This is a genomic window from Pseudomonas izuensis (assembly GCF_009861505.1).
Taxonomy (GTDB): Bacteria; Pseudomonadota; Gammaproteobacteria; order Pseudomonadales; family Pseudomonadaceae; genus Aquipseudomonas; species Aquipseudomonas izuensis.
In genome coordinates, this window is sequence record NZ_WTFT01000019.1 from 101,654 (window position 1) to 117,792 (window position 16,139).

The window sequence follows — 16,139 nt, forward strand, 5'->3', positions numbered from 1 at the left end:
TAGTTCTTTCAGATGTTTGTTCGGCTGATGAAATTTGGTGACTGAGATGGCCTCTTCGCGAGCAGGCTCGCTCCTATCAGGGGATCTTCTGTGAACACACAACTCGCACACAACACCGATCAAATGTGGGAGTGAGCCTGCTCGCGATTGCGGTGGTACAGGCACAAACAAAAACGGCACCTTCCGGTGCCGTTCGCCTTTCTCACTCCAGCCGTTTACTTACGCGCATCCGCCCAGGATTTCAGCAGTTCGTTGTAGCTCACGGTTTCGCCTTTCGGTTTTTCGTTGGCCAGTTTCGGCTTCGGTGCGCCCGGTTGGTCGAACCAGTATTGCGCATCGCGCTCGGGGTTCATCTTCGGTGCACAGGTGGCTTGTGCCTTCGAGCGCTCCAGACGGCTCATGATGGCGTCCTGATCCTTGGCCAGACCGTCCAGTGCTTCTTGCGGGGTTTTGTCGCCGCTGGCGGCTTCGGCGATGTGGCTCCACCACAGTTGCGCCAGGCGTGGATAGTCCGGCACGTTGGTCCCCGTCGGGGTCCATTGCACGCGGGCCGGGCTGCGGTAAAACTCAACCAGGCCACCCAGTTTCGGTGCCAGGTCGGTCATGGCCTGGGAGTTGATGTCCGATTCGCGGATCGGGGTCAGGCCGACGATGGTTTTCTTCAACGAGACGGTTTTCGAGGTTACGAACTGCGCATAGAGCCAGGCCGCGAGTTTCTGTTTCTCAGGCGTGGACTTCATGAACGTCCAGGAACCCACGTCCTGATACCCCAGCTTCATGCCCTCCTCCCAGTACGGCCCGCGTGGCGATGGCGCCATGCGCCATTTCGGCGTGCCATCGGCGTTCACCACGGGCAGGCCAGGTTTGGTCATGTCGGCGGTAAAGGCGGTGTACCAGAAGATTTGCTGGGCAATGTTGCCTTGGGACGGCACCGGACCGGACTCGGAGAAGGTCATGCCCGCGGCTTCCGGGGGGGCGTAAGCTTTCATCCAGTCAACGTATTTCTGGGTGGCGAACACCGCTGCCGGGCCGTTGGTGTCGCCACCGCGAGTCACGCTGGAACCCACCGGATGGCAATCCTCGACACGAATGCCCCACTCATCCACCGGCAAGCCGTTAGGCAGGCCCTTGTCGCCGCCACCGGCCATGGAGAACCAGGCATCGGTGAAGCGCCAGCCCAGGGACGGGTCTTTCTTGCCGTAGTCCATGTGTCCATAGACGCGCTTGCCGTCGATTTCCTTGACGTCTTCGCTGAAGAACTTGGCAATGTCTTCATAGGCCGACCAGTTCACCGGCACGCCCAATTCATAACCGTACTTTTCCTTGAACTTGGCTTTCAGCTCCGGCCGCTCGAACCAGTCGGCGCGGAACCAGTACAGGTTAGCGAACTGCTGGTCGGGCAATTGATAGAGCTTGCCGTCCGGCGCAGTGGTGAAGGAAGTGCCGATAAAGTCCTTGATGTCCAGGGTCGGCGAGGTGAAGTTCTTGCCCTCGTTGGCCATCAGGTCGGTGATCGCTTCGGTCTTGCCGTAGCGGAAGTGGGTACCGATCAGGTCCGAGTCGTTGACCCAGCCGTCATAGATGCTCTTGTCCGATTGCATCACGGTCTGCAGCTTTTCCACCACGTCGCCTTCTTGCAGCAGGTCGTGGGTGACCTTGATCCCGGTGATCTCGGTGAAGGCCTTGGCCAGTACCTTGGATTCATACTCGTGAGTGGTCAGGGTTTCCGAGACGACCTTGATGTCCATCCCGCGAAACGGCTCGGCCGCCTTGATGAACCACTTCAATTCCGCCAGTTGCTGATCGGCCGTCAGGGTGGATGGCTTGAACTCGCTGCCAATCCATTTCTTCGCCGCTTCTTCATAGGCATCGGCCCAAGCCGTTGCGCTCAAACCGCTGAGTGCCAGCATGGCTGCCAATGAAATGCTATGTCGCAGCTTATTGTTTTTGTCGAACATAGAGACCTCCTGTATGGGATTTCGGAGCAACATTGCCGAGCGATTCGACTAGCCCCAACGCATCACAGCCAACAGCCACACCAGGGACATCGCGAAGGCGACCCAGATGCTCCAGTCGGTCACGCCGATTACCATCAGATGCAGGTAGGCGCTGCCGAGAAGACCGATAAACAGCCGATCGCCACGGGTGGTGGCAATCGGTAGAAAACCTCGCCGAAGCACGCTCGGCGAACGTAGCTCCCAGGTGGTCATGCCCACCAGGATCAAGGCAATCACGCCGAAGAACGCCATCGTAGGGACGGTCCAGCTCATCCATTCCATCATCAGTTCCTCATACCCGACCCAGGGCAAAGCCCTTGGCCACGTGGTTGCGAACAAACCAGATCACCAGCATGCCGGGCAGAATAGTCAACACCCCCGCCGCCGCCAGCACACCCCAATCAATGCCGGACGCCGAGACCGTACGGGTCATGACCGCCGCGATGGGTTTGGCGTTCACCGACGTGAGGGTTCGCGCCAACAGCAGTTCGACCCAGGAGAACATGAAGCAGAAAAACGCCGTCACACCGATGCCGGAGCCAATCAGCGGGACGAAAATCTTCACGAAAAACTTGGGAAAACTGTAGCCGTCGATGTAGGCCGTTTCGTCAATTTCCTTCGGCACGCCGGACATGAAACCCTCGAGAATCCACACCGCCAACGGCACGTTGAACAGGCAATGCGCCAGCGCCACGGCGATGTGGGTATCGAACAGGCCGATCGAGGAGTACAGCTGGAAGAACGGCAGCAGGAACACCGCCGGCGGTGCCATGCGGTTGGTCAACAGCCAGAAGAACAGGTGCTTGTCGCCGAGAAAGCGATAGCGCGAGAACGCATAGGCTGCCGGCAGCGCCACGCTCAAGGAGATCACTGTGTTCAGGCTCACGTAGTACAGCGAGTTGAGGTAACCGGTGTACCAGGCGGGATCGGTGAAGATCACCTTGTAGTTGTGGAAGGTGAAATCCAGGGGAAACAGCGTCAGGCCGCCGAGGATTTCGGTGTTGCTCTTGAAGGACATGTTCAGCAGCCAGTAGATCGGCACCAGCAGGAACAGGATGTAGAGCAGCAGTGGAATCAGCTTTCTCTTGCTCATGGTGCGGGCCTCAGCGGTTGGCGTCAGAGTGAGTCATGGCGGTGTAGAACAGCCAGGACACCAACAGGATGATCAGGAAGTACACCAGCGAGAACGCCGCGGCCGGGCCCAGATCGAACTGCCCGATGGCCATCTGCGTCAGGGTCTGGCTGAGGAAGGTCGTGGCATTGCCCGGCCCGCCGCCAGTGAGCACGAACGGCTCGGTGTAGATCATGAAACTGTCCATGAATCGCAGCATCACCGCGATCAACAACACGCTCTTGAGCTTGGGCAACTGGATGTGCCGGAACACCGCCCAGGCCGAAGCCCGGTCAATTCGCGCCGCTTGGTAGTACACGTCGGGAATCGCCCGCAGGCCGGAGAAGCACAACAGCGCCACCAGCGAGGTCCAGTGCCAGACGTCCATCACCAGCACGGTGACCCAGGCGTCCATGGTGTTCGCCGCATAGTTGTAGCTGATGCCCATGGCATTGAGGCTCGAACCGAGCAGGCCGATGTCGGCCCGACCAAAGATCTGCCAGATGGTGCCGACCACGTTCCACGGGATCAGCAAAGGAATCGCCAGGACGATCAACACCACCGACGACCAGCGGCCCTTGGTCGGCATGGTCAGCGCAATCGCGATTCCCAGCGGGATTTCGATCAGCAGCACGCAGGCCGAGTAAATGAACTGACGCAGCAACGAGTCGTGCAGACGCGGATCGAGCAACACCTGTTTGTACCAGTCGGCACCGACGAAATAGCGGCTGGACTGGTCGAAGATGTCCTGCACCGAATAGTTGACGACGGTCATCATCGGGATCACCGCACTGAAGGCCACCAGCAGGAACACCGGTAGCACCAGCCACCAGGCCTTGTTGTTCTGCACCTTGTTCATGGCTGCACCTCATCCATTGCATGCGGCTCCAGCAGGAATTCGTCGGCGTAGACCATCAACCACTGCCCCGGAAAACTGATATAGGCCGTGCCTTGGGGAACCGGTTTGTCTTCGGCCAGGCGCACTTTCAGCGGCACACCGTCGAGGTTCAGGGTCATGATCTTGTAGGTACCGAGGTCTTCGACGTGTATGACCTGTGCCCGCAGTGCATCATCGAACGGCTCGTCCCACACGTGGACGAATTCCGGGCGAATGCCGACCTTCAGGGTTTGCCAGGTGCTCTCGGCGATGCGTTTTTGCATGGCCGCTGACAGCGGCAAATGGGTCGAAGCGAAACCGACGCCGCCCGGTTGTGGCTGCACCTCGATCAGGTTCATGCCGGGGCTGCCAATGAAGTAGCCGACAAAGGTATGGCTCGGCCGCTCGAACAACTCCCGTGGCGTGCCGAACTGCACGATCTGCCCGCCGTACATCACCGCGATTTTGTCGGCGAAGGTCGAAGCCTCCAGCTGATCGTGGGTGACGTAGACCATGGTGATGTTGAACTGCTCGTGAATCTGCTTGAGCTTGCGCCGCAGCTTCCATTTCAGGTGCGGGTCGATCACCGTCAGCGGTTCATCGAACAGGATCGCCGATACGTCATCGCGCACCAGCCCGCGGCCCATGGAGACTTTCTGTTTTTCATCGGCGGTGAGGTTGCGGGCCTTTTTGTTCAGCAGATTCTGAAGGTCGAGGACTTCAGCAATTTCCTGCACCTTGGTGTGAATTTTCGCCTCAGCCATGCCCTGGTTGCGCAACGGGAAGGCCAGGTTGTCGAACACCGTCATGGTGTCGTAGACCACTGGAAACTGGAAAACCTGGGCAATGTTGCGTTTTTCCGGGGTCAGGTCGTTGACCGCTTTACCGTCGAACAACACGTGGCCCTGGGACGGACTGAGCAACCCGGAAATGATATTAAGCAACGTCGATTTGCCGCAGCCCGAAGGACCGAGCAAAGCGTAGGCACCGCCCTGCTCCCAGATATGATCCATCTCGCGGATCGCGTAATCCTCGGGCGCGCTCGGTGTGCTGGTGTAACTGTGGGCGAGGTTCTGCAAACGGATTTCGGCCATCAGGCAACCCTCGCGACACGTCGGCCCGGCGCCTGAACCAGCCGCCCCTGCGTATCGAACACAAACAGTTTATGGGTCGGGATGTAGATGCGGATCGGCGCATCAACGTCGTATTCGTGAACGCCGGGCAAGTGCAGCACCAGCAGGAAATGCTCGTTGCGCACGTGCAGGAAGGTTTCCGAGCCACTGATTTCGGCGACCTCGACGGTCACTGCCAATTCGAGGTCATCGTCGTTGCTCGGCACCAGCGAGATATGGCTGGGGCGCACGCCAAAGCGGAACTCGCCCTCGCCCACCGGACGCAAATCGACGTTCAGCGGGAAATGCACAAAATTGGCGAAGCTCACTTCATTGCCTGCGATACGTCCCGGCATCAGATTGATCGGCGGCTCGGAAAACAGCTCAGCTGCGAGAACAGTCTGCGGCTGGTGATAAACCTCGGACGACTTGCCGCTCTGAATCACCCGCCCCTCGTGAAGAATGGTCGTGGTGCCGCCCAGTGCCAAGGCTTCGTTGGGCTCGGTGGTGGCATAGATGGCGATGGTGTGGTGAGCCTTGAACAGCTCGCGCATTTCCTGGCGCAGCTCTTCGCGCAGCTTGTAGTCGAGGTTGACCAGCGGCTCGTCGAACAGGATCAGTTCGGCATCCTTGACCAACGCCCGGGCCATGGCCGTGCGCTGTTGCTGGCCGCCGGAAAGTTCAAGGGGATGGCGCTGGAGGAATTTCTCGATGCGCAGCATCTTCGCGGTTTCCAGCACCTTGCTCTGGATCAGCTCATTGGACACACCCGCCTGGCGCAAGGGCGAGGCGATGTTCTCGAAGACGGTCATGGTCGGGTAATTGATGAACTGCTGATACACCATCGACACGTTGCGCAGGCGTACCGGGCGTTGGGTGACATCGACGCCATTCATCAGGATGCGACCACTGTCAGGCTTGTCCAGTCCGGCCATCAGGCGCATGAGACTGGTTTTGCCGGACAGCGTGCGCCCAAGCAAAACGTTGAAGGATCCGGGTTCGAACTTTAGGCACGCATCGTCTATCCAGGTCTGGCCCTCGACGGTACGGCTGACATGCTCCAGGGTTAATGACATGGCTCGGCCTTTTTTATTTTTGGAGACAAGCGACCGGAGCTGTATAGCGACATTTGTGCCAAAAATTTCAAGCCATTGATCTATTTGGAAAATCTTTGAAATCGCCGAAAATCCGCGTTCGATGCTGAACACAAATGAACAATCGAGACTGAACAACTGAACAGTTCAACGATTGACAATGAACATTAGTGAACAACACTCTATGGATAATTTTTGCCTTTCCCGGACCATGAAACAGATGCAAAACCTGTAGGAGTGAGCCTGCTCGCGATAGCGTTAGATCAGCCAACATTCATGTCGACTGACACTCCCTCATCGCGAGCAGGCTCGCTCCTACAGGGGAACCGATAACAACAATAAAAGCGTTATCCAGAGATCAACTGCCATGGCCGCACCTGCCCCCGCGTTATCCCATGACGCCATCATCCAGGACTCCTGGAAACGCTGCCGCGCGTTCGGCCTTGATCATCAGAGCGCTCCGGCGTTCGATCAATTGCCGGCCGCCGACATCGCGCATTTGCTGGAAAGCCAGCAATCACTGGTTCAGACCACCCATCAGGAAGTGCTGCCGTATTACGAGAACATCCTCAGCAACTCCAACTGCCTGATCATGCTTGCCGACAATCAGGGCCAGGTGCTGACGTCCTGGGGTACCCAGCGTTTTATCGAACCGAGCCTGACCCGTGGCTTCAGCGCCGGCGCGAGCTGGATGGAGCGTTGCAGCGGCACCAACGCCATCGGCACCGCGCTGGCCTGCGAGCAGGCGGTGCACATTGAGCACGATGAACACTTCCTCAAGGCCAATCGCTTCATGACCGGTTCCGCCGCGCCGATTTTCGACGCCGAGCGCAAGGTCATTGCGGTGCTGGACGTGTCCAGCGACAGCTACCTGCCGCCATCCCACACCTTGGGCATGGTCAAGATGATGAGCCAGACCGTGGAAAACCGGCTGATCCTCAACCTGTTCCACGGCCAGCATTTCCAGTTGACCTTCAACACCGGCCTGAACAACCTCGACAGCCAGTGGGCCGGCTTGCTGATCTTCGATGAGAGCGGCCAGGTGCTGTCCGCCAACCGTCGCGCTGACAATCTGCTGGGCGTGCGATTGTCGCGGGTCAGTGTCGAGAGCCTGTTCAAGGTGTCGCTACTGGAGTTGCTCAATCAACCTGAAGGCCAGCCCTTCTCGCTCCAGGCCTCGGGGCGCAATCGCTTCCAGTGCCTGATCAAACGTCCCAAGCAGGCTTTGATTCAGCCCAGAGTGTTTGCTGATACCAGGAGCGCCGAGCCCGCCCCGGCGGCGCCGGCCAGTATCAGCCTCAGCACCCTGCACTTCGGCGACAGCCGCGTGGAAAAAGCCGTGCGCCAGGCCGAGCGCCTGCTGGAAAAAGACATCCCGTTGCTGATCCATGGCGAAACCGGGGTCGGCAAGGAAGTCTTCGTCAAGGCCCTGCATCAGGCCAGCTCGCGCAATAAACAGTCGCTGATTGCCGTGAACTGTGCAGCGATCCCCGCCGAACTGGTGGAGTCCGAACTGTTCGGCTATGAAAAAGGCGCGTTCACCGGCGCCAACCAGAAAGGCAGCATCGGCCTGATCCGCAAGGCCGACAAAGGCACGCTGTTCCTCGACGAAATCGGCGATATGCCGCTGCCGACGCAAGCCCGGTTGCTGCGCGTATTGCAGGAACGTTGCGTGCAGCCGGTGGGCAGCAGTGAGCTGTTCCCGGTGGATATCCGCATCATTTCCGCAACCAACCGCTCGCTGCGCGAACAGGTGCAGTTGGGGCGCTTCCGTGAGGATTTGTATTACCGCATCGGCGGTTTGACCCTGGAGTTGCCACCGCTACGCGAGCGCAGCGACAAGCAGGCATTGTTCAAGCGGCTGTGGGAGCAGCACCGCGAACCGAGCCAGTGGGCTGGATTGAGCCGTGAGGTACTGGAGTTGTTCGATCACCACCCGTGGCCCGGTAATCTACGCCAGGTCAGCAGCGTGATGCAGGTGGCGTTGGCCATGGCCGAGGAACAACCGGTGCGACCGGAGCATTTGCCGGATGATTTTTTTGTCGATCTGGAGATGGAGCCGGTCGAGGCACCGGAACCGCTGGCGGTGGATCTTGATGATGCCGAGGATTTGAATCGGCAGTTGCAGGCGGTTGGGGGGAATATTTCGCACCTGGCGCGCAGACTGGGGGTTAGTCGAAATACCCTCTACAAGCGGTTGCGCCAGTCGGACAGCTGACTGCTGCGCAGTCAATCGCGGGCAAGCCTTGCTCCCACAGGATTTAGTCGTCCACACGTTCGGACACGACTCATCCATGTGGGAGCAAGGCTTGCCCGCGATGGCGTCAACTCAGACAACGATGCACTCCTGTCCAAAAAACAAAAACCCGCACAAGGCGGGTTTTGTTTTATAGCCAATACGGCAATCAGTCAGCCAGACGCCAGGTCGTGCCACCCTTGCCATCTTCCAGCACCACGCCCATGGCGGTGAGCTGGTCGCGGATGCGGTCCGATTCGGCCCAGTCTTTACCGGCACGCGCTGCCAGGCGCGCAGCGATCAGCGCTTCGACTTCAGCCGCGTCCACCCGGCCTTCGGCACCGGCCTGCAGGAAGTCATCGGCTTCGAGCTGCAACACACCGAGCACACTGGCCAGTTCCTTCAAGCGCGCCGCCAGACCGGCCGCCGCATCGAGATCGCTCTCGCGCAGGCGGTTGATCTCACGCACCATCTCGAACAGCACCGCACAGGCTTCCGGCGTGCCGAAGTCGTCGTTCATCACCGTGGTGAAACGCTCGACGAACGCTTCGCCGCCAGCCGGCGCCACATTCGGCAGGCCTTTCAACGCGTGGTAGAAACGCTCCAGGGCGCCCTTGGCATCCTTGAGGTTGTCTTCCGAGTAGTTGATCGCACTGCGGTAGTGGCTCGACACCAGCAGGTAACGCACGACTTCCGGGTGGTACTTGTCGAGCACGTCGCGGATGGTGAAGAAGTTGTTCAAGGACTTGGACATCTTCTCGCCATTGATGCGGATCATGCCGCAATGCATCCACGCATTGGCGTAGGTCTTGCCAGTGGCCGCTTCGCTCTGGGCGATTTCGTTTTCGTGGTGCGGGAACTCCAGGTCACTGCCGCCGCCATGAATGTCGAAGGTCTCACCGAGGCAGCAGGTGGACATCACCGAGCACTCGATGTGCCAGCCCGGACGCCCGGCGCCCCACGGCGATTCCCAGCTCGGCTCGCCCGGCTTGGCGGCTTTCCACAGCACGAAGTCCAGCGGGTCCTGCTTGGATTCGTCGACTTCGATGCGCGCGCCGATGCGCAGGTCTTCGATTTTCTTGCGCGACAGCTTGCCGTAGCCCATGAACTTGCCGACGCGGTAATACACGTCGCCATTGCCTGGCGCATAGGCGTAACCCTTGTCGATCAGGGTCTGGATCATTGCGTGCATGCCAGGGATGTGGTCCGTGGCACGCGGCTCCATGTCCGGCTTCTTGATGTTCAGGCGCGCTTCATCTTCGTGCATCGCCGCGATCATGCGCTCGGTCAAGGCTTCGAACGACTCGCCGTTCTCGTTGGCGCGATTGATGATCTTGTCGTCAATGTCTGTGATATTGCGCACATAAGTCAGATCGTAGCCGCTAAAGCGCAGCCAGCGGGTCACCAGGTCGAAGGCGACCATGCTGCGGCCGTGGCCCAGGTGGCAGTAGTCGTACACGGTCATGCCGCACACGTACATGCGCACCTTGTTGCCATCGAGCGGCTTGAAGACTTCTTTGCTCTTGGTGAGCGTGTTGTAGATCGTTAGCACGTCTTAAATCCTTGAATCACTGGCCCCACGAATCACGCAGGGTCACGGTACGGTTGAATACCGGCTGACCGGGTTTCGAGTCCTTGATATCCGCGACGAAGTAGCCTTCGCGCTCGAACTGGAAACGGTCTTCCGGCTGTGCGTTGCCCAGCGAAGGCTCGGCACGACAACCGGTGAGCACCTGCAGCGAATCAGGGTTGATGTTGTCCAGGAAGCTGGCGCTGTCCTCGGCCTTCTCCGGGTTCGGAGAACGGAACAGGCGATCGTACAGACGCACTTCGCACTCGACGCTGGCGGCGGCCGGCACCCAGTGGATCACGCCCTTGACCTTGCGCCCCTCAGGGTTCTTGCCCAGGGTGTCCGGATCGTACGAGCAACGCAGCTCGACGATGTTGCCGTCGGCGTCCTTGATCGCTTCGTCGGCACGGATCACGTAGCTGCCACGAAGACGCACTTCGCCAGCCGGTTCCAGGCGCTTGTAGCCTTTTGGCGGCTCTTCCATGAAGTCTTCACGGTCGATGTAGATCTCACGGGCGAACGGCAACTTACGTACGCCCATGTCTTCTTTCGGGTGGCACGGCAGTTCGAGGTTTTCGACCTGGCCTTCCGGGTAGTTGGTGATCACGACTTTCAGCGGACGCAGCACGCACATGGCGCGTGGGGCGCTGTGGTCGAGGTCGTCGCGGATGCTGAATTCGAGCATGCCGAAGTCCACCACGCCGTCGGAACGGTTGGTGCCGATCATTTCGCAAAAGTTGCGGATCGATTTCGGCGTGTAGCCACGGCGGCGGAAGCCCGACAGCGTGGACATGCGCGGATCGTCCCAGCCATTGACGTGCTTTTCATCGACCAACTGCTTGAGCTTGCGCTTGCTGGTAATGGTGTAGTTCAGGTTCAGGCGGCTGAACTCATACTGGCGCGGGTTGGCCGGCACCGGCAGGTTTTCGAGGAACCACTCGTACAGCGGACGGTGGCTTTCAAACTCCAGGGTGCAGATCGAGTGGGTGATGCCTTCGATGGCATCCGACTGACCGTGGGTGAAGTCGTAGTTCGGGTAGATGCACCACTTGTCGCCGGTCTGGTGGTGATGAGCGTGACGGATGCGGTACATGATCGGGTCGCGCAGGTTCATGTTCGGCGAGGCCATGTCGATCTTCGCGCGCAGCACACGGGCGCCGTCCTTGAACTCGCCGGCCTTCATGCGGGCGAACAGGTCCAGGTTCTCTTCGACGCTGCGGTCGCGGAACGGGCTGTTTTTGCCAGGCTCGGTCAGGCTGCCACGGTATTCCCTGGCTTGTTCAGGCGTCAGGTCGTCGACATAGGCTTTGCCGGACTTGATCAGTTCGACGGCCCAGTCGTGCAACTGGTCGAAGTATTGCGAGGCATAGCGCACTTCACCGGACCACTCGAAGCCCAGCCACTTGACGTCGCTTTCGATCGCGTCGATGTATTCCTGGTCTTCCTTGGCCGGGTTGGTGTCGTCGAAACGCAGGTGCGTCACGCCGCCGAACTCCTGGGCCAGGCCGAAGTTCACGCAGATCGACTTGGCGTGGCCGATGTGCAGGTAGCCGTTGGGCTCCGGCGGGAAACGGGTGACGATCTGCGTGTGCTTGCCCGAGTCCAGGTCTGCCTGGATGATCGGCCGCAGGAAGTTGACCGGCACGGCAGGGCCGGTCTTGGAATTCGAGGTAGGGTCGACAGTGGGCTTGCTCATAGGATCCTTGGCGTACAAGTGCATGGCCTGCGTGAAGGCCGGACAAAACAAAGCCGCTATCATAGCCGATGCCGTCAAGCCGCTGACAGAGCAGGCCCGAAAACGGCTGCATTTAATCGGATGCAAATGAAAAACAGCCTCGAAATTCGCGCCTGTCGCGCTAAACTGCGCTCCTTGGTCGAAACAGACCAACACGGTTAGGGGCCGCGCTGCCTCGACACCCACGAATTCCTTGAAAGAGTAGCCAACATGACCCAAGTCAAATTGACCACCAACTTCGGCGACATCGTCCTCGAACTGAACGCTGAAAAGGCACCGATCACCGTTGCCAACTTCGTTGAATACGTCAAGGCCGGCCACTACGAAAACACCGTTTTCCACCGTGTCATCGGCAACTTCATGATCCAGGGCGGCGGTTTCGAGCCTGGCATGAAAGAAAAGAAAGACAAGCGCCCAAGCATCCAGAACGAAGCCGACAACGGTCTTTCCAACGACAAATACACCGTCGCCATGGCTCGCACCATGGAGCCGCATTCGGCTTCCGCCCAGTTCTTCATCAACGTGGCTGACAACAGCTTCCTGAACCACAGCGGCAAGAACGTACAAGGCTGGGGCTACGCGGTATTCGGTAAAGTGACCGCCGGCACCGACGTTGTCGACAAGATCAAAGGCGTGGCCACTACTTCCAAGTCCGGCCACCAGGACGTACCGGCAGACGACGTGATCATCGAGAAAGCCGAGATCATTGAGTGATATTGCTGATTTCAGACTTGCATCTGGAAGAGGAGCGCCCGGACATCACCCGGGCGTTTCTGGATTTGCTCGCCGGACGCGCCCGCTCGGCGAGTGCGTTGTACATTCTGGGCGACTTTTTCGAGGTGTGGATTGGCGATGACGCCATGACCCCTTTCCAGCGCTCCATCTGCCAGGCCCTGCGCGATTTGAGCGACAGCGGCACGGCCATTTTCCTGATGCACGGCAATCGCGATTTCATGCTCGGCCAGGCCTTCTGCAAACAGGCCGGCTGCACCCTGCTGAAAGACCCGAGTGTCGTGCAGTTCAACGGCGAGCCGGTGCTGTTGATGCACGGCGACAGCCTTTGCACCCGTGACGAAGCCTATATGAAGCTGCGTCGCTACCTGCGCAACCCCATCAGCCTGTTCATCCTGCGGCATCTGCCGTTGAGCACACGGCACAAGCTGGCGCGCAAGCTGCGCAGTGAAAGCCGTGCGCAAACGCGGATGAAGGCCAATGACATCGTCGATGTCACACCCGAAGAGATTCCGCGGATCATGCAGCAGTACAGGGTGAAAACCCTGATCCACGGCCACACCCACCGCCCGGCCATCCACAAGTTGCAACTTGGCGATCAGGCGGCCCGGCGTATTGTGCTGGGGGACTGGGATCGTCAGGGTTGGGCGTTGCAGGTGGATGAGCAGGGGTTTGCGCTGGCGCCGTTTGATTTTGCCCCGCCGCCGCAACTTGCAGCACCTGCTAACTGATTACCGCCCCCCTGTGGGAGCAAAGCTTGCTCCCACAGGGATAATGTGTTTAGTGCCCGGCGGAGGCCGCAGGCCCCGCCTTCGCGGTAAACGGCGGCTTGGCCAGCCACACGATCAGGATCAAGCCCATGAACATCCAGCCCAGCAAGGTGAAGTAATCCACCGTGGACATGATGTACGCCTGGCTGATCACCGTCTGCTCCAGCTGCGTGTAGGCCTTCGCCCCTGCCCCGCCCAGATGGGTCAGCGCTTCGCGGGTCGCCGGATCGAACGGGGTGATGCTTTCGGTCAGGTAGGCATGGTGCTGGTCGGCGCGGCGGATCCAGATCCAGGTGGTCAACGATGCCGCGAAGCTGCCGCCCAGGGTCCGCAGGAACGTGGCCAGGCCCGAGCCGTCGGCAATCTGGTGCGGCGGCAAATCGGACAGCAGGATGGTCAGGGTCGGCATGAAGAACAGCGCCACGCCGATGCCCATAAACAGCTGCACCATGGCGATGTGCTGGAAGTCCACTTCATTGGTGAACCCGGCACGCATGAAACAGCTCAGGCCAATAGCCAGGAACGCCCCGCCCGCCAGCACCCGCATGTCGAAGCGCGGTGCGTATTTACCGACGAACGGTGACAGCAGCACCGGCAGGATACCCAGCGGCGCGACGGCTAAACCGGCCCAGGTCGCGGTGTAGCCCAAACGGGTCTGCAACCATTGCGGCAGGATCAGGTTGATACCGAAGAACCCGGCATACCCCAGAATCAACACAATGGTGCCGTAGCGGAAGTTGCGATGGGCGAACAACCTCAAGTTGACCACTGGGTGCTCATCGGTCATTTCCCAGATCACGAAGAACGCCAGGGCGACCACGGAAATCACCGAGCCGATAATGATGAAGCTGGATTCGAACCAGTCGGCATCGTTGCCTTTGTCGAGGACAATCTGCAACGCACCGACGCCGATGACCAACGCGATCAGGCCGACGTAGTCCATGGGTTGACGGCTGGTGACCACCGGACGCTTCTTCATCTGTTGCGTGACCACCCACGCGGCGAACAGGCCGATAGGCACGTTGATAAAGAAGATCCACGGCCAGCTGTAACTGTCGGTGATCCAGCCCCCGAGGATCGGCCCGGCAATCGGCGCCACCACCGTCACCATCGCCAGCAGCGCCAGGGCCATCCCCCGTTTCGCCGGGGGATAGACTGCAATCATCAGCGTCTGGGTCATCGGGTACAACGGCCCCGCCACCACTCCTTGCAGGACCCGAAAGCCCACCAGTTCCGGCATGGTGGTGGAAATCCCGCACAGGAATGACGCCAGCACGAACAGCAGCGTTGCCCAGATAAACAGCTTCACCTCGCCGAAACGCCGGCTGAGCCAACCGGTCAACGGCAGCGCAATCGCGTTACTCACCGCAAACGAGGTGATCACCCAGGTGCCCTGCTCCGAACTCACGCCCAGGTTGCCGGAAATCGTCGGCAACGCCACGTTGGCGATGGTGGTGTCGAGCACTTGCATGAAGGTCGCCAACGACAGGCCGATGGTGCTGAGCACCAGGCTGGGTGGCGTGAAAGACGCGTTATTGCTCATCGCGAATCCTTTGAATCTCGGCTGGTGCCGCTAACCCTGTAGGAGCGAGCCTGCTCGCGATAGCGGTGGTTCTGTCGACATTGATGTTGAATGTCAGTCCGCTATCGCGAGCAGGCTCGCTCCTACAGGGTCCGGTTGATGGCAAATTGGCGAATCAGCGATTCGCGGTTTTGCTGACCGCGGCGCTGTTGTCATGAATCAGTTGCGTGATCATCGCGTCAGCCTCGGCCAACTGACGGTCATAGATGCTGGTGCTGAACGACGCCTTCTGCGGTGGCTGTTGCGCCAGCACCGGGCCACTCTGATCGTGCAAATCGACATCGACCATGGTCGACAGGCCGACCCGCAAGGGGTGTTTGGCCAGTTCTTCGGCGTTGACATGAACCCGCACCGGCACCCGCTGCACGATCTTGATCCAGTTACCCGTGGCGTTCTGCGCCGGCAGCAAGGCAAACGCGCTACCGGTACCGGCACCGAGACTGTCGATGGTGCCGCTGTATTTCACGCTGCTGCCGTAGAGGTCGGTTTCGATTTCCACCGGTTGGCCGATGCGCATGTCGCGCAATTGGGTTTCCTTGAAGTTGGCGTCGATCCACAGCTGATCAAGCGGGATCACCGCCATCAGTGCCGTACCCGGCTGCACACGCTGGCCGAGTTGCACGGTGCGCTTGGCCACGTAACCGGTGACCGGCGCGATCAAGGTGCTGCGGGCGTTGTTCAGGTAGGCCTGGCGCAATTGCGCGGCGGCGGCCATCACGTCCGGGTGCGATGACACCACGGTGTCGTCGACCAGCGCGCTGGTGGTCTTCAGTTTTTGCTTCACGTCGGCCAGGGCGTTCTGCGCCGAGGTCAGGTCATCGCGGGCGTGGGACAGCTCTTCCTGGGAAATCGCGCCGCCGGCGGCGAGGTTTTTCCGTCGGTTGAAGTTGTCCTGAGCCTTCTGCACTTCAGCCTGTTGCGCATTGACCTGGGCTTTCATACCGTCGACGTTGCTGTACAAGCCGCGAACCTGACGCACGGTGCGGGCCAGTTGAGCCTGGGCGTTTTGCAAACCGATCTCGGCGTCGTTGGGGTCGAAGTTCACCAGCACCTGGCCTTCATGAACCAGATCGCCATCATCGGCACCGATGCTGACCACCGTGCCGGTGACCAGCGGGGTGATTTCCACCACGTTGCCATTGACGTAGGCGTCGTCGGTGCTTTCGCTCCAGCGACCATAAAACTCGTGATAAGCCCAGACACCAGCGCCGCTCAACGCGACCGCGACGGCAAGGATCAACAACATGAACTTGCGTTTGCCCGAGTTGGGATTGCCCTGGGGTGTTTCAGTTGGGGTTGTATCGGCAGTGGCCATGACAAATA

The 16,139-nt window shown here is 59.7% G+C and carries 13 protein-coding genes; 3 read left to right on the plus strand and 10 right to left on the minus strand.

The features are described 5' to 3' along the window. Nucleotides 1-215: 215 nt before the first annotated feature. The 6 genes from GPL81_RS17950 to GPL81_RS17975 are packed head-to-tail and all read right to left on the minus strand — an operon-like array spanning nucleotide 216 to nucleotide 6,173. Nucleotides 216-1,958: an ABC transporter substrate-binding protein gene (locus GPL81_RS17950; protein WP_096510113.1), complete on the minus strand. Its 1,743-nt coding sequence runs from the start codon at nucleotides 1,956-1,958 to the stop codon at nucleotides 216-218. Nucleotides 1,959-2,006: 48 nt separating this feature from the next. Next, on the minus strand, nucleotides 2,007-2,279 hold the full coding sequence (locus GPL81_RS17955) for a DUF2160 domain-containing protein (RefSeq protein WP_096515285.1): 273 nt from the start codon (nucleotides 2,277-2,279) through the stop codon (nucleotides 2,007-2,009). 10 nt (nucleotides 2,280-2,289) lie between these two features. Next, complete coding sequence (locus GPL81_RS17960) at nucleotides 2,290-3,090, minus strand: carbohydrate ABC transporter permease (protein ID WP_096510112.1); 801 nt, start codon at nucleotides 3,088-3,090, stop codon at nucleotides 2,290-2,292. Nucleotides 3,091-3,100: 10 nt separating this feature from the next. Continuing rightward, nucleotides 3,101-3,967 carry a carbohydrate ABC transporter permease gene (locus GPL81_RS17965; RefSeq protein WP_096510111.1) on the minus strand — a complete coding sequence of 289 codons (867 nt, stop codon included), beginning with the start codon at nucleotides 3,965-3,967 and terminating at the stop codon, nucleotides 3,101-3,103. Further along, nucleotides 3,964-5,079 (minus strand): ABC transporter ATP-binding protein, encoded by a 1,116-nt coding sequence (locus tag GPL81_RS17970; RefSeq protein WP_160107803.1) that lies wholly within the window; start codon nucleotides 5,077-5,079, stop codon nucleotides 3,964-3,966. Before GPL81_RS17970 ends, GPL81_RS17965 begins: the two co-directional genes overlap by 4 nt. Next, on the minus strand, nucleotides 5,079-6,173 hold the full coding sequence (locus GPL81_RS17975) for an ABC transporter ATP-binding protein (protein WP_096510109.1): 1,095 nt from the start codon (nucleotides 6,171-6,173) through the stop codon (nucleotides 5,079-5,081). The genes GPL81_RS17970 and GPL81_RS17975 overlap by 1 nt, the downstream gene beginning before the upstream one ends. A gap of 385 nt (nucleotides 6,174-6,558) precedes the next feature. Between GPL81_RS17975 and GPL81_RS17980 the strand changes: the two genes are divergently transcribed. Further along, the gene (locus GPL81_RS17980; protein ID WP_160107804.1) at nucleotides 6,559-8,409 is read left to right on the plus strand and encodes a sigma-54-dependent Fis family transcriptional regulator; all 1,851 of its coding nucleotides are present in this window, start codon (nucleotides 6,559-6,561) and stop codon (nucleotides 8,407-8,409) included. A gap of 187 nt (nucleotides 8,410-8,596) precedes the next feature. Here GPL81_RS17980 and cysS read toward each other — a convergent pair whose 3' ends face one another. Next, nucleotides 8,597-9,979, minus strand: a complete 1,383-nt coding sequence (gene cysS, locus GPL81_RS17985) for a cysteine--tRNA ligase (RefSeq protein WP_096510107.1) — start codon at nucleotides 9,977-9,979, stop codon at nucleotides 8,597-8,599. Nucleotides 9,980-9,995: 16 nt separating this feature from the next. Further along, a complete protein-coding gene (locus tag GPL81_RS17990; protein ID WP_160107805.1) occupies nucleotides 9,996-11,693 on the minus strand; it encodes a glutamine--tRNA ligase/YqeY domain fusion protein in 1,698 nt (565 codons plus the stop codon). A 249-nt stretch (nucleotides 11,694-11,942) separates the two neighbouring features. Between GPL81_RS17990 and GPL81_RS17995 the strand changes: the two genes are divergently transcribed. Continuing rightward, a complete protein-coding gene (locus tag GPL81_RS17995; protein WP_095192734.1) occupies nucleotides 11,943-12,446 on the plus strand; it encodes a peptidylprolyl isomerase in 504 nt (167 codons plus the stop codon). Next, entirely contained in the window at nucleotides 12,443-13,195 is a 753-nt protein-coding gene (gene lpxH, locus GPL81_RS18000; RefSeq protein WP_160107806.1) for a UDP-2,3-diacylglucosamine diphosphatase, read from the plus strand. Before GPL81_RS17995 ends, lpxH begins: the two co-directional genes overlap by 4 nt. A gap of 49 nt (nucleotides 13,196-13,244) precedes the next feature. Here the strand turns inward: lpxH and GPL81_RS18005 are convergent, their stop codons facing one another. Together GPL81_RS18005 and GPL81_RS18010 are read right to left on the minus strand one after the other, a co-directional pair. Next, nucleotides 13,245-14,777: a DHA2 family efflux MFS transporter permease subunit gene (locus GPL81_RS18005; protein ID WP_160107807.1), complete on the minus strand. Its 1,533-nt coding sequence runs from the start codon at nucleotides 14,775-14,777 to the stop codon at nucleotides 13,245-13,247. A gap of 154 nt (nucleotides 14,778-14,931) precedes the next feature. Beyond that, nucleotides 14,932-16,131: an HlyD/EmrA/EmrK family protein gene (locus tag GPL81_RS18010; RefSeq protein ID WP_160107808.1), complete on the minus strand. Its 1,200-nt coding sequence runs from the start codon at nucleotides 16,129-16,131 to the stop codon at nucleotides 14,932-14,934. Nucleotides 16,132-16,139: the final 8 nt, after the last annotated feature.

Bases quoted from the DNA above. Each gene is read 5' to 3' on its own strand.
- GPL81_RS17950 (WP_096510113.1), bottom strand. From the start codon at position 1,958: ATGTTCGACAAAAACAATAAGCTGCGACATAGCATTTCATTGGCAGCC.
- GPL81_RS17955 (WP_096515285.1), bottom strand. From the start codon at position 2,279: ATGGAATGGATGAGCTGGACCGTCCCTACGATGGCGTTCTTCGGCGTG.
- GPL81_RS17960 (WP_096510112.1), bottom strand. From the start codon at position 3,090: ATGAGCAAGAGAAAGCTGATTCCACTGCTGCTCTACATCCTGTTCCTG.
- GPL81_RS17965 (WP_096510111.1), bottom strand. From the start codon at position 3,967: ATGAACAAGGTGCAGAACAACAAGGCCTGGTGGCTGGTGCTACCGGTG.
- GPL81_RS17970 (WP_160107803.1), bottom strand. From the start codon at position 5,079: ATGGCCGAAATCCGTTTGCAGAACCTCGCCCACAGTTACACCAGCACA.
- GPL81_RS17975 (WP_096510109.1), bottom strand. From the start codon at position 6,173: ATGTCATTAACCCTGGAGCATGTCAGCCGTACCGTCGAGGGCCAGACC.
- GPL81_RS17980 (WP_160107804.1), top strand. From the start codon at position 6,559: ATGGCCGCACCTGCCCCCGCGTTATCCCATGACGCCATCATCCAGGAC.
- GPL81_RS17990 (WP_160107805.1), bottom strand. From the start codon at position 11,693: ATGAGCAAGCCCACTGTCGACCCTACCTCGAATTCCAAGACCGGCCCT.
- GPL81_RS17995 (WP_095192734.1), top strand. From the start codon at position 11,943: ATGACCCAAGTCAAATTGACCACCAACTTCGGCGACATCGTCCTCGAA.
- GPL81_RS18005 (WP_160107807.1), bottom strand. From the start codon at position 14,777: ATGAGCAATAACGCGTCTTTCACGCCACCCAGCCTGGTGCTCAGCACC.
- GPL81_RS18010 (WP_160107808.1), bottom strand. From the start codon at position 16,131: ATGGCCACTGCCGATACAACCCCAACTGAAACACCCCAGGGCAATCCC.